Genomic DNA, 26967 nt, shown 5'->3' with positions numbered 1-26967 from the left:
AGTTTATCCCCATGAAATTCATCAGTTTCCGATTTGCAGGCAGACCATGTTGGGGCGTGCTCCGCGATGATGGAGCGGTCGTCGATCTGTCGGTGGCCGGTCTTGGCGTAACATTGCGGGAGGCTATCGCAGCCGGTCGTCTTGAGGAGGCCGCGCGTCGCGCCGCCACGGGCGAGCCGCTGGGCCGGTTCGAGGATGTCGAACTCGACAGCCCGCTGCCCGATGCCGGCAAGATCCTTGCGGTCGGTGCGAACTATTCCGACCATGCCGCCGAAATGAACCGCGACGTCGGCGGCGATCCGCAATTCTTCATTCGCCTGCCGGCAAGCGTCGTCCCGCACGGCGCGCCGATCCTGAAGCCCCGGGTTTCGGATCATCTCGATTATGAGGGCGAACTGGCCATCGTGATCGGCAAGGCCGGGCGGCATATCGCGCTGGAAGAGGCGATGGGCCATATCGCCGGCTATACCATCTTCAACGACGGCACGATCCGCGACTATCAGCAGGTTTCGCTGCCGGTGGGCAAGAATTTCGACGCAAGCGGGTCGGTCGGTCCCTGGTTCGTTCCGGCCAGTGAAATCCGCTATCCGCTGACGCTCGAAACCCGCGTGAACGGCGAGGTGCGCCAGCATAACAACACCGATAATTTCACCTTCGGCCCGGCGCGGCTGATCGAATATGCCTCGCGATTCACCCGGCTCGAGCCGGGCGACATCATCGCCAGCGGCACGCCCGCCGGGGTCGGTGCGCGCCGCAACCCGCCAAGCTGGCTCAAGGCGGGCGATGTGCTGGAAGTCGAAATCTCGCAGATCGGGACGCTGAGGAACGAGATAGCCGATGAGCCTGCATGAGCCGATCTTGGTGGGGGAGGTTGCCAAGAGCCCCGTCTTTAGGGCACCGGTCAAGGCTGCCATGGAGTCCGCTTCCCCCTCGCAATCCCTGACCCGCAAGGCGGTCGATCATGTCCGCGACATGATCGTGCGCGGGGAATTGCCGCCGCGCTCGCGGGTGCAGGAAAAGCAGCTTTGCGAAAGGCTGGGCCTGTCGCGCACGCCGCTGCGCGAAGCGCTCAAGGTGCTGGCGACCGAAAATCTCGTCGAGCTGCTGCCGCGGCGCGGCGCGCGGGTCACGGCCCTCGATCCCGAAAGGCTGCGCGAACAATTCGCGGTCATCGCCATGATCGAGGCCGAGGCGGCCCGTATCCTCTGCCGTTCGGGCACGGTCGAGCAGATCCGCGACCTGCGCGTGATCCATGACGCGCTGAAATCCGCCTATGTCAGCCATGATCCGGCGCGCTATTATCTTTCGAACGAGCAGTTCCACCGCGCGGTGGTGGTCCAGTGCGGCAACCGGACGCTTGTCGAGATGCACGCCAGCCTGATCGTCCACCTTCACCGGGCACGGCATTTCGCGCTCACCATGCGCGAAATGAATCTGGAGTTCGCGCATGACCATGACGAGATCATCGCGGCGATCGAGCGCCGCGACGCCGAAGCGGCCGGACATCATATGGCGGATCACCAGGCGGGCGTGGCGGACCAGGTGCTGGCGGCCCTTCCGCCGGGCGTGACGGGCGGCCGCGAGAGGAACAGGTCATGAAGATTGACGGTTTCGTTCTGGCCATGCTGGGCGCGGTGGCGCTTGCCCTCGCCATGCCCTGGCTCGGGGCTGAGGACGGCCCCCTGCATCTGGGGATCGTCACCACCGCCGGTATTGCGTTCGTCTTCTTCCTGCACGGCGCCGCACTTTCCCCCGCCGCGATGCGCGCGGGGGCCGCGAGCTGGCGGCTCCATCTGCTGGTCCATGGCAGCACCTACATGCTGTTCCCCGCCATCGGCGCTGCGCTGTTCTTCGGCCTGAAGACCGTGCTGGCGCCGGAGATACGGCTGGGCATCTTCTACCTCTGCGCGCTGTCCTCGACCATTTCCTCCTCGGTCGCGATGACCGCCATCGGCCGGGGCAATGTGCCTGCGGCGATCTTCGACGCGACGCTGTCGGGGCTGCTGGGCATGGTGCTGACGCCGTTGCTGGTGAGCCTGGTGGCGAAGACCGCCACGGGGCATCTGCCGCTGCTGCCGGCGATCTGGGACGTGATGAAGACGCTGCTCCTGCCCTTCGCGGCGGGGCAGCTTCTGCGCCCGTGGATCGGCGGCTTCGTCACCCGGCACAAGGCCTGGACATCAAAGGCCGACCGTTTCGTGATCCTGCTCATCGTCTATGCCGCCTTCTGCGAATCCACGCAGGCGGGGCTGTGGTCGCGCTATGCGCCCGCGACGTTGCTGGTCATCGCGCTGCTCGTGCTGGCGCTGCTGGGAAGCGTGATCGCGCTGACGACGCTGGTCAGCCGCCTGCTGGGCTTCAGCCGGGCTGATGAGGTGACGGCGGTCTTCTGCGGTTCGAAGAAGAGCCTGGCGAATGGCGCGCCGATCGCGCGCGTGCTGTTCGGCCAGAATCCGGCGCTCGGCATGATCGTGCTGCCGCTGATCATGTATCATCAGGCGCAGCTTATCGTCTGCTCGGTGCTGGCGCGGCGCTATGCCGAAAGGGCCAAGCGCGAGACCACGGCCGCCGTCGAGGCCGCCTGACGCCGCCGGGTCCGATGGACCCGGCGGCTTTCCCTCATGGCCAGGCGCGTTCCCCCGGCTGCGCCGTGCCCCTGATCCGTGGCAGCATGATGAGCGGCCAGGGGCTGGGCATCTCCCCCACCGGCACATGGATCAGGGCTGGCTCGTTCGCGCGCAGCGCCTCGACCAGTGCCCGTTCCAGCGCTGCGGGCGTTTCCGCCCGGACCGCGCGGACGCCGAAACTGTCGGCATAGGCGACGAAATCGGGATTGTGCAGGCTGTCGGCGATGCGCCGCCCGCCATAGGCCTGATCCTGGATGCGCCGGACATTGCCGAAGGCACTGTCATCGAACACGACGGTGACCAGCGCGATGCCATGCTTGACCGCCGTTGCCAGTTCGAAGGCCTGATAGCCAAAACCGCCGTCGCCGGTGATCGCCACCACCGGCCGGTCGCCGACCGCGGTCTTGGCGCCGAGCGCGGTGCCGAAGCCGAAGCCCAGATTGTCCTGCTGGCCGCCGGACAGGAAGCTGCGCGGCCGTTCTGCCTGATAGGCCAGCCGTGCGGCGAACCCCATCTGGGTGACTTCATCGACCAATATGCCTTCGGGCGGCAATGCGCGCCGGATTGCGGCGAGAAAGGCCATTTGCAGTTCCAGCCGCCCCAGTTCGCGTGCCATCCAGCCGCGTTCGGCGGACAGGTCGCGCCGCGCGCGCGCGGCGTTGTAGCGGGGCAGGGCTTTGGCCAGCGCGGTCAGCGCCGCGCCTGCGTCCGCCAGGATCGCGCAGTCGGGATTGCGATAGCGGCCCGGCTCCTCCGGTTCGATGTCGATGCGCACGATCTTGAGCTCTTCGTCCACGCCCCAGACGCTTTGCTGGGTGTAAAGCCGGGTTCCGACCGCCAGCACGACGTCGGCCTCCCGCCAGAGCCGGTGCGCCATCGGCAGGTTGACCGCTAGCGGATGTGATCCGGGAATCGCCCCATGGCCGCGCCGGTAGCAGCCGACCGGGGCCTGCAGCATTTCCGCGACGCCCAGCAGCGCTTCGCCCGCATCCTGTGCGCCGCCGCCGACCATGATCAGGGGCCGCTTGGCCGCGCCCAGCAGCTTTGCGGCCTGTTCGATGGCGTCGCTGTCGACGGCGGGCCGGGCGATCGGCAAGGGCGGGGCGGCGTCGCCGGGGCCGCTGGCGGGCCAGACGTCGATGGCGCATTCCAGCGCGACCGGACCGGGGCGGCCGGATTGGGCGAGTTGCAGGGCGGCGGCGATCTTCGGCCCGGCATCGGCGGGGCCGGTGATGCGCTGCGCGTCCTTGGTGAGATGGCGCAGCAGGCCGATCTGGTCGCGGATTTCGTGCAGATGGCCATGGCCGCGCTCCATCGCGTCGGTCGGGATCTGTCCGGCCAGCGCCAGCACCGGCGCGTTCATGCCATAAGCGGTTAGCAGCGCCGCCGACGCGTTGAGGATGCCCGGCCCCGGAACGGCGGCGAAGACCTGCGGCTGCCCGGTCGCCAACGCGGCGCCGAGCGCCATATAGCCCGTGGTCTGCTCATGCCGGGCATGGATCGTGCGGATCCGGTCGCGCGCGCCGTGCAGCGCGTCGAACAGCCCGTCATTATGGATGCCGGGCACGCCATAGAGCCTGTCGATCCCATGGGCGATCATCGTGTCCACGGCCAGTTCAGCCGTAGTATTTTTGACGTTTTTTGGTGACACTAAACTCTCCATTCGATAATAAATCTCCATATATTTGGAGAAGAGATCATGAAGCCTGCTTATTGGATCGCCAGATCGAAAATAATAAAGCCGGATGAATATTTTGAATATGTGAAGAGAGCCGGCCCCGCATCGCAAAAATACGGGGCGAAAATTCTGTCACGCGGCGGACGATTCGAAATATTGGAAGGAACCAGGGAGTTTGAGCGTTTCGTTCTGGTCGAATATCCTTCCTTCGACGCCGCGATGGAATTTTATCACTCGCAGGCCTATCAGGATGCTGCCGCGTTCCGTCTCGCCGGGGCCGGGATCAACGAACTGGTGATCGCGGAGGGGGAGGATAGCGGCTGACCGGCCAGCCGCCTGACCCAATTTCTCAGCCCAATTTCTCCCGGAAGAAGGGAATGAAACGGCTTGCCAGATGGTCATAGGCAAAGCCGCTGGGGACGACTTCCCCGAAATGGCCGAGCACCGGGAACAGTTCCAGCGTCACGTCGCGATTGCCCGCCGCCATGACCTTGTCGCGGACCGCGATGGACTGTTCGACTGGCGCATGCATGTCATGCTCGCCATGCAACAGCAGCAGCGGCTGGACGATGGTCTGTACATGATTGATGGCCTGGATACGCTCGTAAAAGGACCGGGCGGTGACCGGATCGCCGAGCCAGCCGGTGATCAGCCGGTGCCGGGCAGGCGCGAAGGCCGCCGTTCCGTACGCCTGTTGCAGGAAGTCCGACACCGTTCCGAAGGTCGCGACCGCTCTGAACCGATGGTCCGAAGCAGCGGCGCGCAGCGCGGCATTGCCGCCGCGCGAGACGCCGAACAGGCCGATGCGGGCAGGGTCGATGAAGGGCTGTTCCGCCAGCCAGTCGAACGCCTGCGAAATATCGTCGGGATCATGGGTAGGCAGGTCGCCGCGATAGTTCATGCTGAGCGCATGGAAGCCGGCGGCGCGGAGGCGTGAGGCGGCCCATTCGACGATCTCGAACATGCCCGTTCCCATGCCACCGGGGCAGACCACGATCGCTGGCGCGGGGCCGCGGGTGTCGGCCCTGTAGAGCATGGTTTTGATGGCGCTGCCGTCGGGCAGGCTGACGGGCTGGAGTTCGCCTGTCAGCATGACGGGGCCGCCGTCGCGAGGTGTGAGAGTCATGCGATACCCCTGTTCTTGATGAGATGGTCGGGCACGGCGATCTGGGCGCGGCCCTGGAGGATGGCGAGACAAGCCAGCGCGATCGCGCTCAGCAGGCCCGGAATGATGCCGGCGAAGAGGATATGGGCAGGGTCGATCCCCGCGCTCAGCAAGATGCCGCCCAGCGCCGGTCCCAGCAGGGAGCCGCAGCGCGCGACCGCATTGTTGAAGCCGATGCCCGTGCCCCTGAGCGCCGTCGGGAAGAAGGCGGTGATATAGGCCGACAGCGTGATCTGCGAACCGATCAGGAAGAAGCCGCTGGCTGCAAGGCTCGCCATCAATATGGGCAGGGGGATGCCCTCGATCATCGTTGCCGTGCCCGCGCACAGGATGGCGACGACGGCGCAGATATAAGAGAGGGCGAGCACCGCCGACCCGCGCATCCGCCCGTCGACCACCCGCGCGATTCCCAGGCTGCCGACGATGCCCGAAAGGTTGAGGATGACGGTTCCCAGGATCGCGTCGCTCAGGGGAATCCCGGCGCGCTCCAGCAGGGTCGGCGTCCAGTTCACCAGCATGAAGGAGAGGAGCAGGCTGGTGAACATTGCCGCCGACAGCAGGATCGTGCCCGCCGCCAGGCCGTTGCGGAACAGCGCACCGATGGTCGCGCGCCCGACGGTGCGCTCGGGAAGGAGGAAGCGCGTGCCGGGCGGCACGGCCAGATCGGGCGCAATGCGGCGGACGATCGACAACAGCCTTGCATCGTTCCCGCTGCCGAGCGCGAGGAAACGGACCGATTCGGGAAGGCCGGTCCAGAGGATGGGGGCGAGCAGGACCGGCGCGATCCCGGCGACCAGCAGCATGGCGCGCCAGTCTGCGATTTCCAGGACATGGGGCGCCAGCAGGCCGCCCAGCACTGCGCCGAGCGGCGTTCCCCAGGTGATGACCGAAACGATGGTGGACCGCCGCCGCGCGGGCGCATATTCGGCCGCCAGCGCCAGCATGTTGGGGATGGCGCCGCCCAGCCCCAGTCCGGCGACGAAGCGCAGCAGGGCGAGGGAGGTGATGTCGGTCGCGAACGCGCAGGCGATGGTCAGCGAACCGAACCACAGGATCGCGACGATGACGAGCTTCTTGCGGCCGATCCGGTCGGCCAGCATGCCCAGCGTGGCGGCGCCGATCGCCGCGCCCAGCAATGTCGCGCTGAACACCAGTCCGAACGCGGCATGCGATGCGCCCCATTGGCGGGTGATCGCGGGCGCCAGGAACGACATGACCATGGTGTCGAAGCCGTCGAACACCGAAGCGATCAGGGTCAGCGCGAAGACGCGCCACTGGAGCGCGCTGATCGGCGCGGCGTCGATTGTCGCGGCGATATCGATCCCGGTCGCCTGTTGCTGTGCATGATGCCCTTGCAGCAAGATCTTCTCCATCGTCTTTGTCCGGCAACATGGCAAATTCTGCATGCAGAAATGCGCTGCCCATATATGTCGGCTCAGGATATGCGGCGACAGGTGCCGATCCTTCTTATCGAATTGTCCGAATTTCATGAGCAGCGAGGCAGCGTGAATTGACCGGGCCGCATTTCGCGGCCTATCGATTTTGCATGCAGAATGATCCAGCACAATCGACAGCGGCGCAGATCGATGCCGAGCGGGCGGCGCGGCAGGACCTTGCGGCGGCCTATCGGATGATCGACCGCTTCTTTCCGACGACCGATGGCATCTATAACCATCTGAGCCTTCGCGTGCCCGGCGAACCGCGGCAGTTCCTGATTAAGCGCCATGCGCTGCTCTATCGGGAAGTCACCGCGTCCAATCTGGTGCGGGTCGACATGGATGCCGATCTTGATGAATCCTCCGGGGTGAATCGCCCCGGCTTCGTGCTGCACAGCGGCGTGCTGAGGGCGCGGCCTGATGTCGCCTGCGTGTTCCACATGCATGGCGCGACGGGCATCGCCATGTCGGCGCATGGCGGGGGCCTGCGGATGATCTCGCAGGCGGCGATCCGTTTCTACAAGCGGATCGGCTATCATCCGTTCGAGGGTGTCACCGACAATCCGGACGAGCGCGAGCGGCTTGCGGCGGCGCTGGGCGACAATCACGCCCTGTTCCTGCGCAATCACGGCATTGTGGTCGTCGGCTCCAGCGTTCGCGAGACCTTCGAGCGGACGCGCGACCTGATGACCGCGTGCGAAAGCCAGCTCATGCTGGAGGCCGCGACCGACAATATCGTCGAGGTGCCCGACGCGATCTGCGAGAGCACCGTGCGGCAGCTTGAACTGCACGACCGGGGACGGGGCAAGGCCGACTGGCCCGCCTGGCGGCGGCTGATGGATGAAGTCGCCCCCGGCTACGCCGAATAATCACACAGCAATGGGAGAGGCAGGATGAACATTGTCGCGCTTGAAAATGACCTGACAACATTGCCGTCCTCGGTGCGGCGCTGGATCGACCGCGAACCGGCGCATTATGTCGGCGGGCGCTGGCACGGGAGCCATGCCAGCCTGCCGGTGATCGAACCGTCGAGCGGGCGGGAGATTGGCCTGATCGGCAAGGGCGGCGCGGCGGAGATCGACATGGCGGTGGCGGCGGCGCGCGCCGCGCTGGTTGCGCCGGAATGGCGCGACGCCGGGCCACTGGCGCGCGAGGCGCTGATCCATCGCCTCGCGGCCCTGATCGAGGAACGGGCGGACGACCTTGCCCTGCTCGACTGTGTCGACAATGGTATGCCGCTCTGGCTTGCGCGCGGCATCGATGTCGGCGGGACGGTCGATGTCTTCCGCTATTATGCAGGCTGGCCCTCCAAGCTGGCCGGACGCACCGTCGACGTATCGGCGCCGCCGGGCATGGGGCGGTTCGAGGGCATGACCCGGCGCGAGCCGGTCGGCGTAATCGCCGCGATCGTGCCGTGGAACGTGCCGCTGATGATGGCGGCGTGGAAGCTGGCCCCTGCGCTTGCCGCAGGATGCACCGTCGTGCTGAAGCCTTCTGAAGAAGCGTCGTTATCCGCGCTGGCGCTGGCCGATCTTGTCGAACAGGCCGGATTTCCCGTCGGCGTCGTCAATGTCGTGACTGGCCTTGGCAGCGAGGCGGGCGATGCGCTGGTCCGTCATCCGGGCGTCGACAAGATTTCCTTCACCGGATCGACGGGAACCGGCCGGGCCATCGCCCGTGAAGCCGGGGCGTCGCTCAAGAAACTGACTCTGGAGCTGGGCGGCAAGTCGCCGACGATCCTCTTTGCCGATGCCGATCTCGACCGCGCCATCGTGGGGGCGGCCAATGCGATCTTCCTCAATTCCGGCCAGGTCTGCGTCGCGGGATCGCGGCTTTATGTCGAGGATGCGATCCATGATCAGGTGGTCGAGCGCCTTCAGGCGCATATCCGGACGATCCCGGTCGGCGCGGGCATGGGGGAAGGCGTCTTCATGGGGCCGCTGGTCAGCGCGCGTCAGCGCGCGCGGGTCGATGCCTATGTCGAGGCGGCGCGCCTTGGCGGCATGGGCGTGGACAGTGCCGCCGACTATGCGGGGGCGGCGGGCTTCTATGTGGCGCCAACGCTCGTTACCGGCGCGTCGCATGACGATCCGATCACCCAGGAGGAGATATTCGGCCCGGTCCTCGGCATCTATCGCTTCTCCGCTGAGGAGGAACTGATCGCCGCAGCGAACGGCACCGATTTCGGGCTTGCCGCAAGCCTGTGGACGCAGGACATCGACCGCGTCCACAGGCTGTCCAGATCCCTCCAATGCGGCAAGGTGAGCGTCAATGCCGGGGGCTTTCCCTATCCGGGCCTTCCCGAAGGCGGATACAAGGGATCGGGCTTCGGCCGTGATCTTGGCCCCGATGCCGTGGAACAGTGCCTCCAGACCAAGACCCTTCTTATCCATATAGCGTGAGAGAATGATGCGCGAACTCAAGCAATTCGCCCTGCCTGCCGGCCGGGCGCTGATCGCCGCCCTGTTCCTGTGGAGCGGGGTCCGCAAGCTGGGCCACCCTATGGCCGTCATCGACATGATCGGGCAAAGCCTGCCCTTTCCGACGCTGGCCTTCGCGGCTTCCATCGCCTGCGAACTGGGCGCGGGCCTGCTGTTCCTGCTGGGCTACCGGACCCGCTTGATGGCGGGGGCGCTGGCGCTGTTCACCCTGGTGACGGCGGTTGCGTTCCACAATGATTTCGCCGACCGTCAGGAACTGACCAATTTCATGAAGAATATCGCGATCCTGGGCGGCCTTTTCCACGTTTTCGTCGCGGGGGGCGGCCGTTTCTCGCTGGACGGGCTGATCGGCGGCAGGGCTGCGACGGAAATCTGAGGCCAAAGGACAGGAGAGGATCTGGACCATGCATCAGGAAAGCCCGATCTGGATCGTGACCGGCGATTTCGGGCGCGCCACGGTCAATGTGACGGACCGCGCGCTGGTCGAACATGCGCATCATCAGTTCAACATGCTGTTCATGCTGGACGGGGCGGAGACGGTCTTCCGGTCGGGCGATACCGACCTGCCGCTCGACGGATCGACCGTCATCCTGTTCAATCCATGGGTGCCGCATCTGAAACTGGCCAATGCCGCCGGACCCACGACGATCCTGTCGCTGGTGATCGAACCGGACTGGATCGACCGCGTGCTCGAAGCGCGGGGCCTGCGCAATGGGCTCAGCTTCCCCCGGATCAGGGAAGGGATGACCACGGGGGTCCGGCTCGCCGCGCAGCGTCTGGCGGGCGCCATTTCGCGCGGCCTGCTCGACAATGGAGCCGACAGGGAAAGGCCGCTCATGGACCTGATCGACGCGGTGGTCGACGCCTATATCGTGCCAGAGGCCGCCAATGTGTCGTCGCTTGGGCGGCCCATCGACTTCCGTATCCGCAAGGCGCTGGCCTATATTCACGACCATGCGCTGGAAAATCCGCGCGTGGACGGGATCGCGCGGATGGTGGGCCTGTCCCGATCGCATTTCTTCGAACAGTTCCGCCGCTGCGTCGGCGTTTCGCCGCGCCATTATATCGACCATATCCGGATGCGCGCCGCCATGCACTGGCTCAGCACCAGCGAGCGGACGCTGGTCGAGGTCGCCGATGAGCTGGGTTTTGGCGCGCACAGCAATTTCACCCGCTTCTTCGCCCAGCACATGGCTGTCTCGCCCAGCGAATATCGCCGCCAGACCTATGCCGTCGCCTGATTGAACCTGTATCAGTCCGCTCCCGCCAAGGCGGCCGCCTCGACTATCGCCTGCCTGATCGTCTCGGCCGGTTGCGCGCCATAGAGGACCCTGCCGCCAATTTCGAAATGGGGCACGCCGTTGATGCCGCGCCCGCGCGCATGCATTTCCAGCGCGCGAACTTCGAGCGCCAGCCCATCGCCTGGGAGAAAGGCAAGCGCGGCCTCCCGTTCCAGGCCGATCTCGCCTGCGATCCCGGCAAGCGTTTCCGCTCTCCCTATGTCGCGGCCTTCGGCGAAATAGGCCCGCAGGACGGCCTCGACAAAGGCGGTCTGCTTCCCCTCCTGCCGCGCGAACAGGGCCATGCGATGGGCAAGGAAGCTGTTGGGCGTGCGGGTCATGGCGTCATAATCGAACCGGACCCCGTCCGGGCGTCCGGCTTCGACCGTCTTCGCGTCGAGCGACTGCGAATAGTCCCAACTGCCGAACTTGGCGGAGCGATAGGCCTTCCGGTCCAGCCCCTCGGCCGGCATGTCGGGATTCAGTTCAAAGGGAAGCCAGTCAAGATCGACCGCAATCCCTTCCGGAAGGTTTTCGAGCGCCCGGCGCAGCCGCCGCTCGCCGATATAGCACCAGGGGCAGATGAAATCCGATGTGACCGTGATTTTGACGGGTGCCGACATGGCCGGTCTCCTTTCTCGCGTGGACATGGGGTTTGCGGAGATGTTCGGGAACAGGCCTTTGGTTGCGATCTCCATTGCATGTTGCGCAATGATCCCGCTTTTTCCCGTTCGTCCTTTCTCGCGAAGATAATCCAAATCAGCGCGCGATCCGCCAAGACGGCGCGTCGCCAATCGTCCGAAACCGTGAAACATGACGGATGCTTCCCTATCCACCGCGAAGACGGGCGCTCCGGTCGCGATCGGCCGTGGCCTGACCTTTGCCATGGCCATCGCCGCGGGTCTTGCGGTGGCGAACATCTACTATAACCAGCCGATGCTGGGCATCATGGAAAAGGATCTGCCCGGCGGCATCACCGGGCTGGTCCCGACTGCGACGCAACTGGGCTATGCCATCGGGCTCTTCGCGCTCGTGCCGCTGGGCGACCTGATCGAGCGGCGCAGGCTGATCGTCGTCCAGTTCCTGGTGCTGGCCACCGCGCTTGTGGTGGCCGCGCTCGCGCCCTCGGCGGCGACGCTGTTGCTGGCCTCGTTTCTGCTCGGCGTCGCATCCACGGTCGCGCAGCAGATCGTGCCTTTTGCGGCGCATCTCTCATCCCCGGAAAAGCGCGGTGCGACGGTCGGGACGGTCATGTCGGGCGTGCTTTGCGGTATCCTGCTCAGCCGGACGCTGGCGGGGTTTGTGAGCGCGCATGCGGGGTGGCGCGCCATGTTCTGGTTGGGTGTGCCGCTTGCCCTGGGCGCCGGTGCGCTGATGGCGGCCATGCTGCCGCGCAGCCATCCCGACACCGACCACCGCTATGGCAGCCTGATGGCGTCGCTGGTGCATCTCTGGCGCGAATTTGGCCAGCTGCGCCTTGCCGCGGTGACCCAGGCCCTGCTCTTTGGTGCCTTCACCGCCTTCTGGACGATCCTTGCGCTGCGCCTTCAGGAGCCGCGTTTCGGTCTGGGCGCCGAGGTCGCCGGGCTGTTCGGCATCGTTGGGGCGGTCGGCGTCATGGCGGCTCCGCTTGCCGGCCGGATCGCCGACAGGCGCGGTCCGCGCAAGGCCATATTGGCGGGCACGGTGCTGACGGTGGCTGCATGGGCGATCATCGGCCTCTGGGTATCGATTGCCGGGCTGGTGGTTGGATGCATCCTGCTTGATTTCGCCGTGCAGGGTGTCCTCGTTTCCAACCAGCACATCATCTATTCCTTGCGCCCCGAAGCGCGTGCCCGGTTGAACACCATCTTCATGGGATCGATGTTCCTGGGGGGCGCAGGCGGTGCGGCTGGCGCGACGGCGGCCTGGAGCGCCGGAGGCTGGGCCGCAATATCCCTGTTCGGCATCGTGCTGGCCCTTCTGGGCGCGCTGCTCCAGCTCTCCCGCCTCGGCAGGGGGTGATGAACCATCCCTGTTTCCTCCAGCAAGGAAAGCATCCATGACGGCAAGAACCCTTTTGACACCCGCCGATTGCGCGATCGTTCTGGTCGATGAGCAGGCGGGTCTGGCCTTCGCCACCGGATCGGCCGATCGGCAGATCCTGCGCAGCAACGCCGTGGCGCTCGCCCGCATCGCGCGCGCCTTTGATATACCCATTGTGGTCAGTACATCGGCCTCCAAGGTCTATAGCGGCCCGCTGATGCCGCCGCTGCGCGCGGTGTTGCCCGATGTCATGGCCATAGAGCGGCGGAGTATGAACCTGTGGGAGGATGAAGCGGCAAGGGCGGCGGACGCTGGTGATCGCCGGACTGCTGACGGAATCCTGCGTCAGCTTTCCAGTGCTTTCGGCCCTGGAGGAAGGCTATGACGTTCGTGTCGTGGCCGATGTCTGCAGTGGGCTGACGCCTGCCAGCCACGAAGCTTCGCTGCGGCGGCTGGAACAGGCCGGGGCCGTCATGACATCCTGGCTCCAGTTCCTGCTGGAGATGCAGCGCGACTGGACCCGGCACGACAGTTATGAGGCTGCGCGCGCCATCGTCGTCGATCATGGCGGCGGCTATGGCATCGGGCTCGACTATGCGCGGGACATGATCCACCCGGCATGACCGGGGGTCCCCCTGGCAATCCCCGGTGCCGTTCGTTCAGGACGCGTGGAACATCAGATAGGTGCCGGTCTGCATGCCCTGACGCAACAACGCCTTGCCGAGCGCGACTTGTTCCGGTTCCCAGCGGGCAAGCGCCTGATCGATACCGGGCGCCCGTTCCAGCGCATCGGCCAGCGCCAGTGCATTGGCCGCCGCCTTGGAGGTGCTGGCGGCGGTATGCGGTCGCGGGATCGCGGCGGCATCCCCAAGGACGATCACCCGGCCGTCGACCATATGGTCCGATGCCAGATCCCTGATCGCCTGCATGAAGGGGTGTGGCGTAGCCTTCACCACCTCCCGGAACGGGGCGGGAAGAAGTGAGTCGGCATCCTGGCGAAGATACGCGATCCATTTTTCGGCCGGCCGGCCCTCCGGGATCGCGGCGATCCGCCGCTGGCCGTCCCTGTCGACCAGGATTTCCTGAAGCAACGCATCCGGCGCGACGCGATACCAGACCCAATTGTAGAAGCGGTGCCCCGGCCGCATGTCATTGTCGATACCAGGGACGAGATAGCCCAATATATGCGATCCCCGATTATTGGCGAAACCGAAGTCGCCATGCAGAATCGCGCGCGCGACTGTCGGCATCGCCTCTTCCAGGATCAGGCCGCGCCAGGCGAGATAGCCCGCATAGTCCGGTTTCGCCTTGGGCCAGATCAGCGTGCGAACGGTGGAATTCCCGCCATCCGCGCCGACCAGCAGATCGGCCGTCCGGCTGGAGCCGTCGGCGAAGCGGGCGGTGACGGTCCCGGCCGCGTGGTCCTGTTCCAGATCGGTCAGCGCCACGCCCTGATGATAATGTTCGTCGCCAAATGCGCTCCGCAGCAGCGAATAGATCAGCGACCAGGATGTCTGCGTCTGCGGCGCGAAATGCTTGGACTGGATCGAGCCGTCGGGGCGGAAGACCGTGCGATAGCGCGATTCGACGCCAAGGTTCAGATGCCGGACGTCGCCCCCTGTCCGCCGGAACAGTTCGACCACATCGGGTTGCAGCACGATCCCGCCGCCTCGGCTGTCGAGATCATGGGGCGATCGTTCGAAAATTTCGACGTCCCAGCCCGAGCGCAGCAGCAGGTTGCCGGTGAAGAGCCCGGCCAGCGATCCGCCGATGATCAGCGCACTGGGCCTGGATGAAGCTGTCGTCATGGCACCTGTCTCCCATATTGTGCCGGTCACAGATGAACCTTGCGATCAAGGTTGAGAATAGGACAAAATCTGCTATCATCATTGCGTAATTCGCAACGGTGGCCAATGGATCTGTTCGCGGCGATAAGGGCGTTTCTGGCGGTTGCCGACGAGGGTGGCTTCGCGCCTGCCGCGCGCCGGAGCGGCATGGCGACCTCCTCGCTCACGCGGCAGGTCGATGCGCTGGAAGCCCATATCGGGGCCGTGCTGCTCAATCGATCGACGCGCAGCGTGACGCTGACGCCGGCCGGGGAGGATTATCATCTGCAGGCGGCGCGGATCATGGCCGATCTGGACGAGGCCAACCGGGGCGTCAGCGAACGGGAAGGGCGTCCGCGCGGCCAGCTTCGCGTCAGCCTGCCGGTGGCCTTCGCTCGCCTGCACGTCGCGCCGTTCATTCCCGATTTTCTGGCGGCTTATCCCGGCATGGAGCTGGACCTCTTGATGACCGACGAGGCCGTCAATCTGGTCGAACATCGCATCGATGTCGCGATACGGCTGGGAAGCCTGGAGGCGTCCACCCTGATCGCGCGCCGCCTTGCGCCGCACCGGCGCCTGCTGTGCGCGAGCCCGGCCTATCTTGCCGAGCGGGGCGAGCCGCTGGAGCCGTCCGATCTTGCCCGACACAATTGCCTGACCTTCTCCTATGCCAGCGGCAACAGGACGTGGCGTTTCACGAAGGGCGGGCGGGAAGAGCTGGTCAGGGTCCGCGGGTCCGTCCGCGCCAATCATTCGGAGACCCTGCGCGAAGTGGCGCTTGCCGGTCTTGGCGTGTTGCTCATGCCCAGCTGGCTGGTCGGACAGGACATTGCCGCCGGGCGCCTGCGGCCGGTGTTGCCGGAATGGGAGGCGCATGTCGGGCGCCTGTCCCCCTCCGTTTCGCCGGACACCGCCATTCATGCGATCTATCTTGCCGACAGGCGCGATTCGACGCGGTTGCGGGTATTTGTCGACTTTCTGGCGGATCGCTTCGGCTCGCCGCCCTATTGGGACCGGTTCTGATTGCGACATTGAGCCGGGTGCAGATCGGCGGCCATGATTGCAGGGCGCTACTCTGTGGCGCCGCCGACCCTCCGCGGGGTTGCATCATATGATCCGTGCCGGCTCGCTGTCCTGGAGTGAGGCCGGGTCAGCGATAGGCGACCCTGGCCGGGATGATCAGGCGGACTTCCGTTCCGGCGGTTTCCCTGTCCAGCAGGCTCAATGTCGCGCCCAGTCTGGCGGCCCGCTCGCGCATGCCGACCAGGCCATAATGGCCGTCCCGCTGGCCCAGCCTTTTCACCTCATCTTCTATCCCCACGCCGTCATCGGCGATGGAGATGGTGACATGCGCCGCATCATGAAGAATGCGGATCGCGACCTTGCGCGCCTGCGAATGGCGGAGTGCGTTGAACAGCGCTTCGCTGGCGATCCGGTCGATATCGTCCGCGACGGGCGCGCAGACGGCGCGGGTCCGCCCGAACTCGCTGACGGTCCATGCCATGTGGCCGTCCAGCACCTCATCGGCGATTTTCGAGAGCATCGGCCTGAGGTCCACCGGCTCGGTCCGCTCACGCAGGAAGCGTACCCGGTCGCGGGCGTCCTGGAGCACATCGTCGGCGCGTTCCAGCGTGGCTTCGAGTTCAGCCCGTGCGACGCCGCCGGGCGGCAGGCGTTCGAGAATGGACTGGAAGCGCAGCACCAGACCCTGAAAGCCCTGCAACAGTGTATCGTGCAGTTCCTGCGCGATATGTTCGCGAACGGCAAGGCGGTCCTCGATCCGGTTGCGGGTGACATTCGCCGCCAGCCTGATCCGCCAGCGCACAAAGGTCCAAAGCAACAGGATGGCGACGAGAAGGAGCACCGCCTTGCACCATAATGTCTGCCAGAAGAAGGGCTTGATGGTGATCGTCATGCCCGCGCCTGTGCGATTCCAGACGCCGTCCGAATTGGCCGCGATCACCTGGAACCGGTATGTGCCCGGCCCAAGCCCGGTATAGGAGGCCTGCCGTCGCGGCCCGGCCTCGATCCACGATGCGTCCACGCCGTCCAGCCTGTAGCGATAGCTGTTCTTCGTCGGATCGGTGAGGCTGAGCGCCACATAGTCGATCTGGATGCGCGATGTTCCGGCGGGCAGCGTCGCGCGCGCCTGCCCGTAATTCATGCCGTTGGCGACAAGGTCGCGGATGCTGACCGGCGGCGGAACCAGATTGCGGCGAATGCGGCTGGGGTCGATCACATGGATTCCCCGGTTCGTCACGAACCAGGCGCGTCCCTGCGCGTCGAACACGGCGTCATTGGCCATATAGGCGGAGCTTCTTGCGGCGACCCCCAGGCTGGCGCCGATGATCTGGTGGGGGAGGGGGTTGGCCGGCGCCGCGAACGCCCGGTCCAGGTCGCGGGCGGACAGGCGCGCGATGCCGCCGCTGGCGATCACCCATGCATCGTCGCGCTCGATCGCCAGCCCGGTGATCCCGCTCAGCCAGGGATGCTCGCGGGATTCCAGCGTCTGGAAGCGCCGGCCGTCATAGCGCGCCAGCCCCTTTTCGCCGCCGACATAGACATGACCGCCAATCCGCTTGATGAGCTTGACATAGCCCACGGCCATGTCGTCCGCCTGCCAGATCGTTCGGCTTTTTCCCGGTTCGAGGAGGAAGAGCGCGCGCAGGGCCTGACTGGCGTAAAAGCGCCCTGGCCCGTCATTGATCAGGAAATTCGCCTGTGGCCATGATTTTTCCTGGCTCCATCGGCCGCCGTTCAGCCGGAATATCCCGGCGATGGCTGTGGAGGTCCAGATATTCCCGGCGGGGTCGATCGCGCAGCCGCCCGACACGAACGGCGCCACCGGTTCCGGATATCTGGTCCATTGGCCTGCCCGCTTCAGATGAAGTCCGTCGCCCGCCACGACCATCAACCTGTCGGGTCCGGTGCAGAGCGTGTTCACTTCCGGCGACTTCAGGATCAACCGGGGAGCGCCATCGTCGATCCGGTACACACCCGCATCGGTTCCGACATAGAGCGACCCGTCGGTCCCGGTAACGAAACCGGTCGTTGCCGATCCGGCGAGCGGCTGGCCGATGACCGGGGAGCGGATATAGTTGACGAGACCGTCGGGACCGCCGCCCCAGATGGTGCCTTCCCGGTCGCGGAAGAGGGCGATGGAACGGACATGGATCGCTTCCCGCGAACCGGACGGCTTTCCGTCGAGGGCTTCGCGGACCAGCCCCTGCTGATTGCCGGCGATCCAGGCCATCCCATCCTCGAACAGCAGCGACCTTTGCCCGTAAAGGCCGCCGCTTTGATGATCCGTCCCGATCAACCTGCGATCGCCCGGCCCGTTCAGCCGCTGCAGGCCCAGGCTGGAAAGCAGCCAGACATGGCCCTGCGCGTCTTCGGCGAAGGTGGCGGCGTAGCCCACCTTGACCGACAGCGTTTCGGGCCGGCTGGCTCCCGGCGCCAGGCGCCGGATGGAGGGATATTCCGCGATCCAGAGCGCGCCGTCGCTGGCGACGAAGATGCCCTGGATCGGCTCGTCGCCCAGCCAGCCGGTCTTGTCATGGACCCGCCACCGGCCCTCATGGAAATGCCGGAGTTCCGAACCATAGCTGCTTTGCGCCGATATCCAGACATCGCCATCGGGGTGGACCGCGATGGCCGCGACGGAACCGTGCGGACGGGGCGTCGCATTGGCCGGAACCAGCCGGCCGTTGCGATAGACGCCGACGCCGCCATAGTCGTACCCGACCCAGAGCGCACCGTCGGGCGCGGCGGCAAGCGCCGTGATCTGGTTGGATTGCCGCCGGTCGTAAATGCTCGGCTCGATCTTCTCGAAAGTGAGCCCGTCGAAACGGTAAAGGCCGTTGGACGACCCCAGCCAGAGAAAGCCGTCCTTCGTCTGGGCAATGGCCCGGATCTCCGAAGGCGCGCCTTCCTCCACATCCCAATGCTTGTGGCCATAGCCTTCGACCTGTTGTGCGTTCAGGGGCGCAAGTCCGCCGGCCAGCACGATCGCAAACCCCAATCCACGGGCCAGCAGGCCGGTTCGGCGACCCCGTCCCCACGGCTTCATCGACACTGTGAATCCCGGCCCATCATGTCATGCCTCCCCACGCTGCGCGGCCATAGCGTAGCGATAGGGTCGCGGCCATCGCCGTGACGATCATGCCGTGCGGGGAACCGCCGCAGCCGGGTGCCTGACGCAGGCAATGGTTCCCCCCAGGACGAGAAGGCCTGCAACGCCAAGCGGCAGGGCAAGGCCGGAATGGACAACCATCAGTGCGCCGACGGCGGCCCCGAACAGGATCGCCAGAATGGCGGCGATCCGTCTGGGCAGATTGGGCGCGCTGCCCCCGGCCAGCCGCGAATCCGCCGCGATCCCGGTGATGGTGAGCGTCAGGACCGTGGTGGTCAGGTCCGGCACCTTGAGCTGCCGGATTGTGGCGTTGCGAAAGCCCATGGCGACGGCGGTCAGGCCGATGATGGCGAACAGCGCCCATTTCGGTCCAAGTCCGGTCGGATCGAAGAAGAAGGAAACGACCGCAGCAAGCCAGAGCAGCGCCGCCTCTATCGTCGCGGCGACGATCAGCCAGTGCCGCAGCGGGCGCGAACCAAAGGTCTGACCCGTGCGCCCGCCGATCAGCGCGCCGACAAAGAAGGTGAGCAGCGCGACCAGCGTGGGGGCGACGGCAAAGCCCGGCGTCCGGGCCAGGGCGAAACCCAGGAAGACGATATTGCCGGTCATGTTGGCCGTGAACACCTTGCCAAGGCCAAGGACGCTGACCGCATCCACCAGCCCCGTCGTCGCCGACAGCAGGATGAGAAGCCCTGGCAGCGGCGATGAGGCGGGATTGGCTGCCTGTGATGTACTCGCCATGGGCGATCTCCTTTACCTCTTGTCTAAAAACGGAAATTGGCTTCCAGGCCGATCATCCGGATCGTTCTGGCGGGTCCCGTATCGCGGATGAAGGCACCGGGACCGAACAGCGAGAAGGATGTCGACAGCTCCAGCTCGGCGGTCGCCTGCCAGGCCAGCGTTGCCTCCGCCTCCTTGCCGATGAACCGCGCGCTGCTGCCGCCGGGGGCGCGAAGCAGGTTGCCGGGAATGCCGTACACGCCGTCGGCGGTCGAATAGCGCCAATAGGCCATGGCGGCGAGGCTCGCTGAAAAGCCGTCGCCCAATGCGGCACTGACGCGCGGATTGAGGCTGACGATATTGGTCGGCCCGACCGGCGAAAGTTCGCCGAAATATTTCCCCTTGGGGAACAGGGCATTGAACGTGCCCAGATGCCTGTCGCCGGGCTTGCCGTCGCCGCTCACGACGTTGACGCGCACTGTCGCGTCGGGCGTCATCGGCAGTCCGGCGAAACGCCAGCCCACTTCTGTGCCGACGGTCCATGCGCCGATCTTCTGTCCCGCGAACTGGCCGAACTGGGCGACGCCCTCCATATTCCAGTGGAGATTGCCACGCGTGCCGTAGAAGCGCGCGCCGAGGCTGTGGCGAACCTCCCGGCCTTCAATGCCGCCGAAACGGGCGGCCCGGTTGCGATAACCCAGATAATAGAGGTCGAGGCCGGGCAGCACGGCATAGGCGCCCCACAGCGCCTTGGTCGGGGATGTCCGGTCGTCGAAACTGGCCGGCCCCGGTGCGACCGGCTTCACCGCGAACAGGTTCACGCGCGCCTTGCCCACGGTCGCGATCGCGCGCACCCCGTCAAGGGCCAAGGGCACATTCGGGCCGTAGCGCGTGCCCACCAGCCTTTCAGTGCCGAGCGAGAGCATCTGGCGACCGCCGCGCAGCGTGACTGGACCCAGATCCACCTCGCCAAACCCCTGGAGCAGGTCGACGCGGGTCTGGTCGATGGGGCTGGGCGAGGGCTGCACCCCGACCGAATAGGCCAGGATGGGCTGGACGAAGGCGCGCAGCTTGCCGACATGCAGGTCGGCATAGGGCATGGCCCGCGCCCACAGAAAGCTGTCGTCGGGCGCATCGGCCCCACCCCAGAGATTGTTCCTGTAATCCTCGCTGCGCGCCCGGACCTCCACCCCGGTCGAAAGCCAGGCATCATCGGAGATCGGAATATATTTGAACTGGCCCGTCCAGTGATGCGCGCGCCTGTCGGCATCGGCGAGATCGGACCAGTCCTCGTCATAGCGGGTGATCGTCAGCGTCGGCGCTTCCCAGGCTTCGGTCGTCTGCGCGGCGAGGGGGGTGGGAATCAGGGTCGCCAGGACCAGGGCGGCGCCAAGACTGGAGCATGTTCCCATTGAACTGAATCGGAACATGCCGTGACTTCCCTTTGTTTGCCGTGATTTCCGAGCCGTGAAATATTCCATCTCACTCAAAATCACACTAGCCACGCCGCTTCGCTTGTTCGGCCACCAGCGCGGCAAGAACGAAGCCGCCGATCAGGCCGATATGTTCGAAAAAGGCATTGGTCGCGGCGAAGCGCTCAGGTCCCTGCGGCATCGCCCAGAAGGCATTGGCGGTGAAGGCGGCCAGAAGGGTGAAGACCCCCAGCATGCCCGCGCCGAGCCAGATCAGGCGGCCGGACAGGATCAGCAGCGGCCCGACCAATTCGATGCCGATGGTGAGCGCGGCCCAGAATGCGGGCGGGTTCATGCCGAAATGCGCCTGTTCCGCGACCGCGCCGGGCCAGTCGGTCAGCTTGACGATGCCGCCCAACAGATAGGCGCCGACCAGCATCAGCCGCGCGAGGAACCAGGTTGGTGGCCAGTCGAGTATGGCGTCGACAAAGCGCGGATCGCGGTCGGCGTGCATCGTCATTTGCCCTTCTCGGTGTGGATTTCAGCGACATAGCCGCCGGGGAAGCGGATGATGGCTGTCTGCCGGGTGCCGGCGCTGAACGGCGCGACCAGCGTTTCAACGCCGGCGGCGGACGCCTTTTCCAGCGTTGCCGTCAGGTCGCTGACCGCATAGCCGGTCATGTCCCGCCCATAGGGCCAGGGCAACTGGCCGTCAGTGATGAACACCACCATCCTGCCATAACCGGATTCGATGGCGACCCGGCGGATCGTCTTGCCGGGCTGGCCGACTTCCGCGCCCGGTGCCGCCCGGTTATCGGACACGATCCGGCCGTGCGCATAGGCGGTCCAGCCGCCGATGAAGCGATCCGCCGCATCGGCGGTCAGGTAGATGCGATTTTCCGGCACGGTCGTCAGTGGCGTGTAGCTCGGCTTGGTGGTGTGCCAGTAAAGCTGCATGTTCACGCCGCCGGGCCACTGGACGATCGCGTCCCGGCCGATGGGGTCGGGGAAGGTGGCGATGCGGCGGATCGCGCCATGCTTCACGGCGGACGCCACGGCGGCGTCCATGTCAGTGACCAGATAGCCCGTCCGCTCGTCGCCGAAGGGATAGGGGATCGGCGTCTTGAACCCGAAGACCGAAACGGTCCCGGCGGGCGTCAGCGCGAGTTGCGACTTGGTAAGGCTGTTCGTCGGCGTGACCTGGAACTCGCCCTGTTTCGACGTGGTCCCGCCGAAGGTCGCGACGAAGCTGGTCACGAACCGGTCGAATTCGGCCTCCGGCACATAGACATGGGTCGTGTCATATTGGGGGCCGACCGAATAATCGGCGCTGGCCGTCTCCCGGGCCAGCAGCGGCGAGGAAAGCGGGGCCGCCGTGACGAAGGCGGTGGCGAGAAGAAAGGCAATGCGCTTCATCGGTAATCTCCTGAAAGGGGCGGTTCAGACGGCCCAGCATCCGCAGCCGAACGATCCCCAGAAGGTCTGGACGTCTGCTACCGGCACGGTCGCTGCGAGCGCGCTGGCATGATCGTGGCCGTGGACGGCACAGGCCGAATGGCATCCGCAGGCAGAGGCGAGCTTGGCCTTGGCCTCCGGTGTCTTGTGATAGCCGCCGAAGATCGCGACCGGCGACCAGTCCGGCATTGGCCTGGGCAGGGCCGGGGCGATGGGCGCATAGTCGCCCTCACCATGCACCACCTTGCCGCCCAGCAGGGTCAGCATGGAGCGGATGTGGACGATCTCATCCTCCGGCACGGAGAAATAATCGTCCGACAGGACGGCGAGGTCGGCGAGCTGGCCGGCCTTGATCTGCCCCTTCTTGCCTACCTCGTTCGAGAACCAGGTGTTTTCATGGGTCCACATCGCCAGCGCCTTTTCGCGGCTGACACGGTTTGCGCCGGGATAGAGCCGAAGGCCGCCCATGGTGCGGCCCGTCACCAGCCAGGACAGGGAGACCCAGGGGTTGTAGCTGGCCACGCGCGTCGCGTCGGTGCCCGCGCCGACGGGGATGCCCGCCGCGATCATCTTCGCGATGGGGGGGGTCCGTTCCGCCGCCTTCGCACCATAACGCTCGACGAAATATTCGCCCTGATAGGCCATGCGATGCTGCACCGCGATGCCGCCGCCAAGGGCCGCGATGCGGTCGATATTGCGGTCGCTGATCGTTTCGGCATGGTCGAAGAACCAGTTGATGCCGGTCAGCGGAATGTCGCGGTTCACCTTTTCATAGACGTCGAGCGCACGGCCGATCGTCTCGTCATAGGTGGCGTGCAGCCGCCAGGGCCAGCGATGCTCGGCCAGCAGGCGGATGACCGGTTCCAGATCGCCCTCCATGCTGGGCGGCATGTCCGGGCGGGCGACGCGGAAATCCTCGAAATCGGCGGCGGAATAGACCAGCATCTCGCCCGCGCCATTGTGGCGGTAGCTGTCGTCGCCCTGGCCGGGGGTGACCTGCTTCACCCAGCCGGTGAAGTCGGCCAGTTCCTCCTTGGGCTTCTGCGTGAAGAGATTGTAGCTGATCCGGACGGTCAGTTCGCCGTCAGCGTGGAGCTTCTCGATGATCTGATAATCGTCGGGATAGTTCTGGAAACCACCGCCCGCGTCGATCACGCCGGTGACGCCCAGGCTGTTCACGTCGCGCATGAAATGGCGGGTGGAGTTGATCTGATATTCCGGCGGCAGCTTCGGCCCTTTGGCGAGCGTCGAATAGAGGATCGCCGCATTGGGCTGGGCCAGCAGCAGGCCGGTGGGGTTGCCGGCCGCGTCGCGGACGATCTCGCCGCCCGGCGGGTTGGGCGTGTCCTTGCCATAGCCCACCGCCCGCAGCGCCGCCGCGTTGAGCAGGGCGCGGTCGTAGAGATGGAGGATGAAGACCGGCGTGTCGGGCGCGACCCGGTTGAGTTCGTCGATGGTCGGCAGGCGCTTCTCCGCGAACTGATGCTCGGTGAAGCCGCCGACGACGCGCACCCATTGCGGCGCCGGGGTGCGGTCGACCTGCGTCTTGAGCATCGCCATCGCTTCGGCAAGACTCGGCACCCCGTCCCAGCGCAGCTCCATGTTGAAGTTGAGGCCGCCGCGGATGATGTGCATGTGGCTGTCGATCAGTCCGGGGATGATGCGGCGGCCCTTGGCGTCGATTTCCGCTGTCCCGGGACGGACGGCGGCGCGAACCTCCGCCTCGCTACCCACCGCCAGGAACTTGCCGTCGCGAATGGCAATGGCCTCGGCTTGTGGGTTGGCGCGGTCCAATGTCGAAACCTTGGCGTTGACGATGATGAGGTCGGCCTGGGCCATCGGATCGTTCCTTCCGTTATTCTTTCCGTACAGGGGTGATGCAAGCAGCGCCCCGGCGGCAGCCGCTCCCGCGGCGATGGTGTCGCGTCGTGTAAGGCTCATACCTGGTCCCTGGATTTGTCGACCGGCAGGCCGAGGACATGCTCCGCGCAATCCTTGCGCAGGAAGACGACCATTTCCTGACCGGAGGCGAACCGCCTGGCGATGGGGACCACCTGTTCCCCGACCAATATTCCGAGCAGGCCGAGCAGTGCGATGGCGGGGGGCGCGGGCGAACGGACGCCAAGGAGGCTGTAAATGATACCGATCAGCAAACCGGCGGCGAGCGAGAGCAGATAGGGCTTCATCGACGGATACTCCTTGGCATCGGTCTGTTTCAGCTACGGGTGAAGGCGAGAAGATCGGCTTTCAGCGGGGAATGGGTGGGACCGGCGGCGGGGAGGGAGGGGAATGCCGCCGGTCCCGGCCGGATCAATGGCCTTCGGACGCGTTGAACATGGTCTTGGCATAGGTGATGCCAAGGCCGTAGCCACCGCCATAGGCCCGTGCGATGCCGGTGGTGGATTCGTAGCTTTCGGTGCGTGCCCAGTCGCGCTGCAGTTCCAGCAGATACTGGAGCGAGGTCATCGGCTTGGCGCCGAGCTGGATCATCCGCTGCACGGCGCGTTCATGCGCTTCTTGCGAAACGTCGCCGCAGGCGTCCGAGATGAAATAGACGTCAAAGCCCTGGTCGATTGCAGATGCGACGGGACCGACGATGCAGACGCTGGTCCACAGGCCTGCCATCACCAGCCGTTCCTTGCCGATGCGGTTCACTTCTTCGATGACGGCGGCATCTTCCCAGGTGTTCATCGACGTGCGGTCGAGCAGCCGCTGGCCGGGGAAGGCGTCGGTGATCTCGGTGAACATCGGGCCGGAAAAGCTCTTTTCGGCAACCGTCGTCAGGATGGTCGAGACGCCGAACGACTTGGCGGCCCGGCTGATCAGCGCCGCATTGTTGCGCAGCAATTCGGTCGGGATCGATTTGGTCGCGAACGCCATCTGAGACTGGAAGTCGATCAGGATCAACGTGTGATCGGTCGGCGTAATCAGCGATTTGCCGGGCGTGGGCGTGGCGGTGATGGTCATGCTAGGGCTCCTCTGTTCTGGCAGCGACCGGCTGCTTTTGATGACGCTAGTCGAGCTATCGATTTCAGGTTATCCGTATAAAATTGGACATACTGTTCGATAAAGTTGAAAACCTGCCGCGCTTCATGCGCGAACGCTCCCGGATCAGCCGCGTCTTGCTGCTAAGGTGGGATCGCGAAGCGTGGCATTGCGCCGACCTTAGGGTCGGCGGCCTGATCCGTCTTGGATCGGTATGATGCAAAGCTGCGATTCGCCGCCATGAACATCCTTCTCCCCTGACGAATGGGAGGCCCAGCGCACCGACGCGGTGGCGCCACGATCTCCCTTACAGGTCGATCAGTCCCCGCTTCGCGGCGATCGTCACGGCATGGGTGCGATCTGTCGCGCGCAGTTTCGAAAAGACGATCTTCATATGACCCTTCACCGTCTCTTCGGAAATATCGAGCCGGGCCGCGATCTGCTTGTTGGAATTGCCCCATGCAGCCAGCGACAGCACGGAAACCTCGCGGTCGGACAAAGCGTCGTCCAGCACATGCATCGCGATGGCCGTCGCGACCGACGCGTCGAGATGCTTGCCGCCATGGTGCACCGAACGGATCGCGTCGAGCAGTTCGTTGCGAAGGCTGGCTTTCAGCAGATAGCCCATGGCGCCCGCCCGCAACGCCTTGATGGCGCGCCCGTCCCCCGAATAGGTGGTGAGGACGAGTATCCGGGCGTCCGGATTGGCCGACCTGATGGCGGAAATCGCATCGACGCCCGACATGTCGGGCAGTTGCAGGTCCATCAGCACGACATCCGGGCGCAGGCGGTCATATTCCGCAATGGCTTCGGCGCCGCTGCCCGCTTCGCCGGTGATGCGGATGTCCGCCTGAGTCGCCACAACCGCGCCGACGCCCTCGCGCAGCAGGACATGATCGTCCACCACAAGCACAGAGATCACGGCAAATTGTCCTGATATTGACACCCCATTCGCCGCTTCCTCCTCCGTGCCGGAGCCATCATATATCATCGGCGCGTTTTCAGGCATCTCCTAATCTCTTCATGACGACGCTTCGAGCGCCCGGCCCAGCGTTGCCTCCACCCGTGCCATGTCGTTGGCCCGGATATCGAAGACCCAGTCCAGTGCAGGCGTTTCGCCTGTATCCCGATGCTCGTCGATCGCTTTCATCGCACCCTGCATCATGGTCGCCGCACAGGCCTCGATCATGGCGGAGGGGATGTCGCGCTCCAGCGAGGCGAGAAGACAGCCAACAGACCGCGCCCGCATGCGAAGGGCGGTGCGCATCGCAAGTTCGGTGGGATGGGCGATCGCCCCGCAATCCGCCGACAGGCCGTCCCCCAGGCCGACCAGCATCAGCGAGCGGGCGCAAAGCGGCGCGGGCGGCGTCGCGATGGTGAGGGTTTCGCCCGCGATGCCCTTGAATATCTCCCCTTCGCGCAGGCGGCCCAGTGTTCCGTGCAGCAGCCGGTCGATCCGGTCGGCGCCGCCGGTCGGCTGGTTGTCGGCATGGCGTTCGAACATGCCGACAACCAGCAGGTCGACCTTCGCCGTCACGGCGTCGATCTGCCCGGCCTTGAAGCACACTGTCCGCCGATATCCTATGGTTCGCGCCGCGATCTGTTCCATGGCGTCAGCCTCTCATCCTTTCGGGTCGAACCGGTCATTCCCGCCACTCGGGCCGATAGGCCGGAAGGGTGAGCAGCACAGTCGTGCCGTTTGGTCCGCCAGTCTGTGGCGTGATCGTCGGCGACCATGGACTCAAAATGCCCGGAGCAGTGCCGGCGGTACAGCCATACGATGGG

The 26967-nt window shown here is 65.5% G+C and carries 27 protein-coding genes; 12 read left to right on the top strand and 15 right to left on the bottom strand.

Annotation, left to right across the window (positions count from 1 at the left end; genetic code table 11):
• The first annotated feature begins 11 nt into the window (after positions 1 to 11).
• Genes HUK73_RS21060 through HUK73_RS21050 form a run of 3 tightly spaced genes read left to right on the top strand, consistent with a single transcriptional unit; the run spans position 12 to position 2585 of the window.
• Positions 12 to 851, top strand: coding sequence for a fumarylacetoacetate hydrolase family protein (locus HUK73_RS21060; protein WP_176593791.1), 840 nt, complete (start codon positions 12 to 14; stop codon positions 849 to 851).
• Positions 838 to 1599, top strand: a complete 762-nt coding sequence (locus HUK73_RS21055; RefSeq protein WP_176593790.1) for a GntR family transcriptional regulator — start codon at positions 838 to 840, stop codon at positions 1597 to 1599. The genes HUK73_RS21060 and HUK73_RS21055 overlap by 14 nt, the downstream gene beginning before the upstream one ends.
• Positions 1596 to 2585, top strand: a complete 990-nt coding sequence (locus tag HUK73_RS21050; protein ID WP_176593789.1) for a bile acid:sodium symporter family protein — start codon at positions 1596 to 1598, stop codon at positions 2583 to 2585. The genes HUK73_RS21055 and HUK73_RS21050 overlap by 4 nt, the downstream gene beginning before the upstream one ends.
• Positions 2586 to 2619: 34 nt before the next feature.
• On the opposite strand, the gene HUK73_RS21045 is transcribed toward HUK73_RS21050, so the two are convergent.
• Positions 2620 to 4278, bottom strand: coding sequence for a thiamine pyrophosphate-dependent enzyme (locus tag HUK73_RS21045; protein WP_369805588.1), 1659 nt, complete (start codon positions 4276 to 4278; stop codon positions 2620 to 2622).
• A 48-nt stretch (positions 4279 to 4326) separates the two neighbouring features.
• Here HUK73_RS21045 and HUK73_RS21040 point away from each other — a divergent pair, with 48 nt between their 5' ends.
• Positions 4327 to 4629 carry a DUF1330 domain-containing protein gene (locus tag HUK73_RS21040; protein WP_176593787.1) on the top strand — a complete coding sequence of 101 codons (303 nt, stop codon included), beginning with the start codon at positions 4327 to 4329 and terminating at the stop codon, positions 4627 to 4629.
• A 25-nt stretch (positions 4630 to 4654) separates the two neighbouring features.
• On the opposite strand, the gene HUK73_RS21035 is transcribed toward HUK73_RS21040, so the two are convergent.
• Both HUK73_RS21035 and HUK73_RS21030 read right to left on the bottom strand, forming a co-directional pair.
• A complete protein-coding gene (locus HUK73_RS21035) occupies positions 4655 to 5431 on the bottom strand; it encodes a S9 family peptidase (RefSeq protein ID WP_176593786.1) in 777 nt (258 codons plus the stop codon).
• A complete protein-coding gene (locus HUK73_RS21030) occupies positions 5428 to 6843 on the bottom strand; it encodes an MFS transporter (protein WP_176593785.1) in 1416 nt (471 codons plus the stop codon). The genes HUK73_RS21035 and HUK73_RS21030 overlap by 4 nt, the downstream gene beginning before the upstream one ends.
• A gap of 173 nt (positions 6844 to 7016) precedes the next feature.
• On the opposite strand from HUK73_RS21030, the gene HUK73_RS21025 reads away from it, so the two are divergent.
• The 4 genes from HUK73_RS21025 to HUK73_RS21010 are packed head-to-tail and all read left to right on the top strand — an operon-like array spanning position 7017 to position 10588.
• Positions 7017 to 7775, top strand: a complete 759-nt coding sequence (locus HUK73_RS21025; protein WP_176593784.1) for a class II aldolase/adducin family protein — start codon at positions 7017 to 7019, stop codon at positions 7773 to 7775.
• A 24-nt stretch (positions 7776 to 7799) separates the two neighbouring features.
• On the top strand, positions 7800 to 9308 hold the full coding sequence (locus HUK73_RS21020) for an aldehyde dehydrogenase (RefSeq protein ID WP_176593783.1): 1509 nt from the start codon (positions 7800 to 7802) through the stop codon (positions 9306 to 9308).
• 4 nt (positions 9309 to 9312) lie between these two features.
• Positions 9313 to 9723: a DoxX family protein gene (locus HUK73_RS21015; protein WP_255326471.1), complete on the top strand. Its 411-nt coding sequence runs from the start codon at positions 9313 to 9315 to the stop codon at positions 9721 to 9723.
• A 28-nt stretch (positions 9724 to 9751) separates the two neighbouring features.
• Positions 9752 to 10588: an AraC family transcriptional regulator gene (locus HUK73_RS21010; protein WP_176593782.1), complete on the top strand. Its 837-nt coding sequence runs from the start codon at positions 9752 to 9754 to the stop codon at positions 10586 to 10588.
• 11 nt (positions 10589 to 10599) lie between these two features.
• Here HUK73_RS21010 and HUK73_RS21005 read toward each other — a convergent pair whose 3' ends face one another.
• Positions 10600 to 11250, bottom strand: a complete 651-nt coding sequence (locus tag HUK73_RS21005; RefSeq protein ID WP_176593781.1) for a DsbA family oxidoreductase — start codon at positions 11248 to 11250, stop codon at positions 10600 to 10602.
• A gap of 190 nt (positions 11251 to 11440) precedes the next feature.
• On the opposite strand from HUK73_RS21005, the gene HUK73_RS21000 reads away from it, so the two are divergent.
• From HUK73_RS21000 to HUK73_RS26580, 3 genes are read left to right on the top strand one after another with little or no spacing between them, the layout of a single operon-like run.
• The gene (locus tag HUK73_RS21000) at positions 11441 to 12631 is read left to right on the top strand and encodes an MFS transporter (protein WP_218036675.1); all 1191 of its coding nucleotides are present in this window, start codon (positions 11441 to 11443) and stop codon (positions 12629 to 12631) included.
• 37 nt (positions 12632 to 12668) lie between these two features.
• On the top strand, positions 12669 to 13037 hold the full coding sequence (locus tag HUK73_RS26585) for a hypothetical protein (protein ID WP_218036674.1): 369 nt from the start codon (positions 12669 to 12671) through the stop codon (positions 13035 to 13037).
• Positions 12940 to 13275, top strand: coding sequence for an isochorismatase family protein (locus HUK73_RS26580; RefSeq protein ID WP_255326470.1), 336 nt, complete (start codon positions 12940 to 12942; stop codon positions 13273 to 13275). The genes HUK73_RS26585 and HUK73_RS26580 overlap by 98 nt, the downstream gene beginning before the upstream one ends.
• 36 nt (positions 13276 to 13311) lie before the next feature.
• Here HUK73_RS26580 and HUK73_RS20990 read toward each other — a convergent pair whose 3' ends face one another.
• Positions 13312 to 14460 (bottom strand): FAD binding domain-containing protein, encoded by a 1149-nt coding sequence (locus tag HUK73_RS20990; protein ID WP_176593780.1) that lies wholly within the window; start codon positions 14458 to 14460, stop codon positions 13312 to 13314.
• Positions 14461 to 14565: 105 nt separating this feature from the next.
• Between HUK73_RS20990 and HUK73_RS20985 the strand changes: the two genes are divergently transcribed.
• A complete protein-coding gene (locus tag HUK73_RS20985; protein ID WP_176593779.1) occupies positions 14566 to 15501 on the top strand; it encodes a LysR family transcriptional regulator in 936 nt (311 codons plus the stop codon).
• 127 nt (positions 15502 to 15628) lie between these two features.
• Here the strand turns inward: HUK73_RS20985 and HUK73_RS20980 are convergent, their stop codons facing one another.
• From HUK73_RS20980 to HUK73_RS20935, 10 genes are all read right to left on the bottom strand, one after another.
• Positions 15629 to 18547 carry a sensor histidine kinase gene (locus HUK73_RS20980; protein WP_255326599.1) on the bottom strand — a complete coding sequence of 973 codons (2919 nt, stop codon included), beginning with the start codon at positions 18545 to 18547 and terminating at the stop codon, positions 15629 to 15631.
• Between the two features lie 90 nt (positions 18548 to 18637).
• Complete coding sequence (locus HUK73_RS20975; RefSeq protein WP_176593777.1) at positions 18638 to 19351, bottom strand: YoaK family protein; 714 nt, start codon at positions 19349 to 19351, stop codon at positions 18638 to 18640.
• 23 nt (positions 19352 to 19374) lie between these two features.
• The gene (locus HUK73_RS20970) at positions 19375 to 20742 is read right to left on the bottom strand and encodes an alginate export family protein (protein ID WP_176594741.1); all 1368 of its coding nucleotides are present in this window, start codon (positions 20740 to 20742) and stop codon (positions 19375 to 19377) included.
• Positions 20743 to 20827: 85 nt separating this feature from the next.
• Positions 20828 to 21256, bottom strand: a complete 429-nt coding sequence (locus HUK73_RS20965; protein ID WP_176594740.1) for a DoxX family protein — start codon at positions 21254 to 21256, stop codon at positions 20828 to 20830.
• Positions 21257 to 21258: 2 nt separating this feature from the next.
• Positions 21259 to 22158, bottom strand: coding sequence for a glyoxalase (locus tag HUK73_RS20960; protein WP_176593776.1), 900 nt, complete (start codon positions 22156 to 22158; stop codon positions 21259 to 21261).
• Positions 22159 to 22182: 24 nt separating this feature from the next.
• A complete protein-coding gene (locus HUK73_RS20955; protein ID WP_176594739.1) occupies positions 22183 to 24036 on the bottom strand; it encodes an amidohydrolase in 1854 nt (617 codons plus the stop codon).
• 98 nt (positions 24037 to 24134) lie between these two features.
• Positions 24135 to 24383 (bottom strand): DUF1427 family protein, encoded by a 249-nt coding sequence (locus HUK73_RS20950; RefSeq protein WP_176593775.1) that lies wholly within the window; start codon positions 24381 to 24383, stop codon positions 24135 to 24137.
• A 124-nt stretch (positions 24384 to 24507) separates the two neighbouring features.
• Positions 24508 to 25164 (bottom strand): hydrolase, encoded by a 657-nt coding sequence (locus HUK73_RS20945; RefSeq protein ID WP_176593774.1) that lies wholly within the window; start codon positions 25162 to 25164, stop codon positions 24508 to 24510.
• 325 nt (positions 25165 to 25489) lie between these two features.
• Entirely contained in the window at positions 25490 to 26104 is a 615-nt protein-coding gene (locus HUK73_RS20940) for a response regulator (RefSeq protein ID WP_369805587.1), read from the bottom strand.
• A gap of 99 nt (positions 26105 to 26203) precedes the next feature.
• Positions 26204 to 26791, bottom strand: coding sequence for a M17 family peptidase N-terminal domain-containing protein (locus HUK73_RS20935; protein WP_176593773.1), 588 nt, complete (start codon positions 26789 to 26791; stop codon positions 26204 to 26206).
• Positions 26792 to 26967: the final 176 nt, after the last annotated feature.

The organism is Sphingobium sp. EM0848, from assembly GCF_013375555.1.
GTDB lineage: Bacteria > Pseudomonadota > Alphaproteobacteria > Sphingomonadales > Sphingomonadaceae > Sphingobium.
This window is presented reverse-complemented; position numbering and strand designations above follow the sequence as displayed.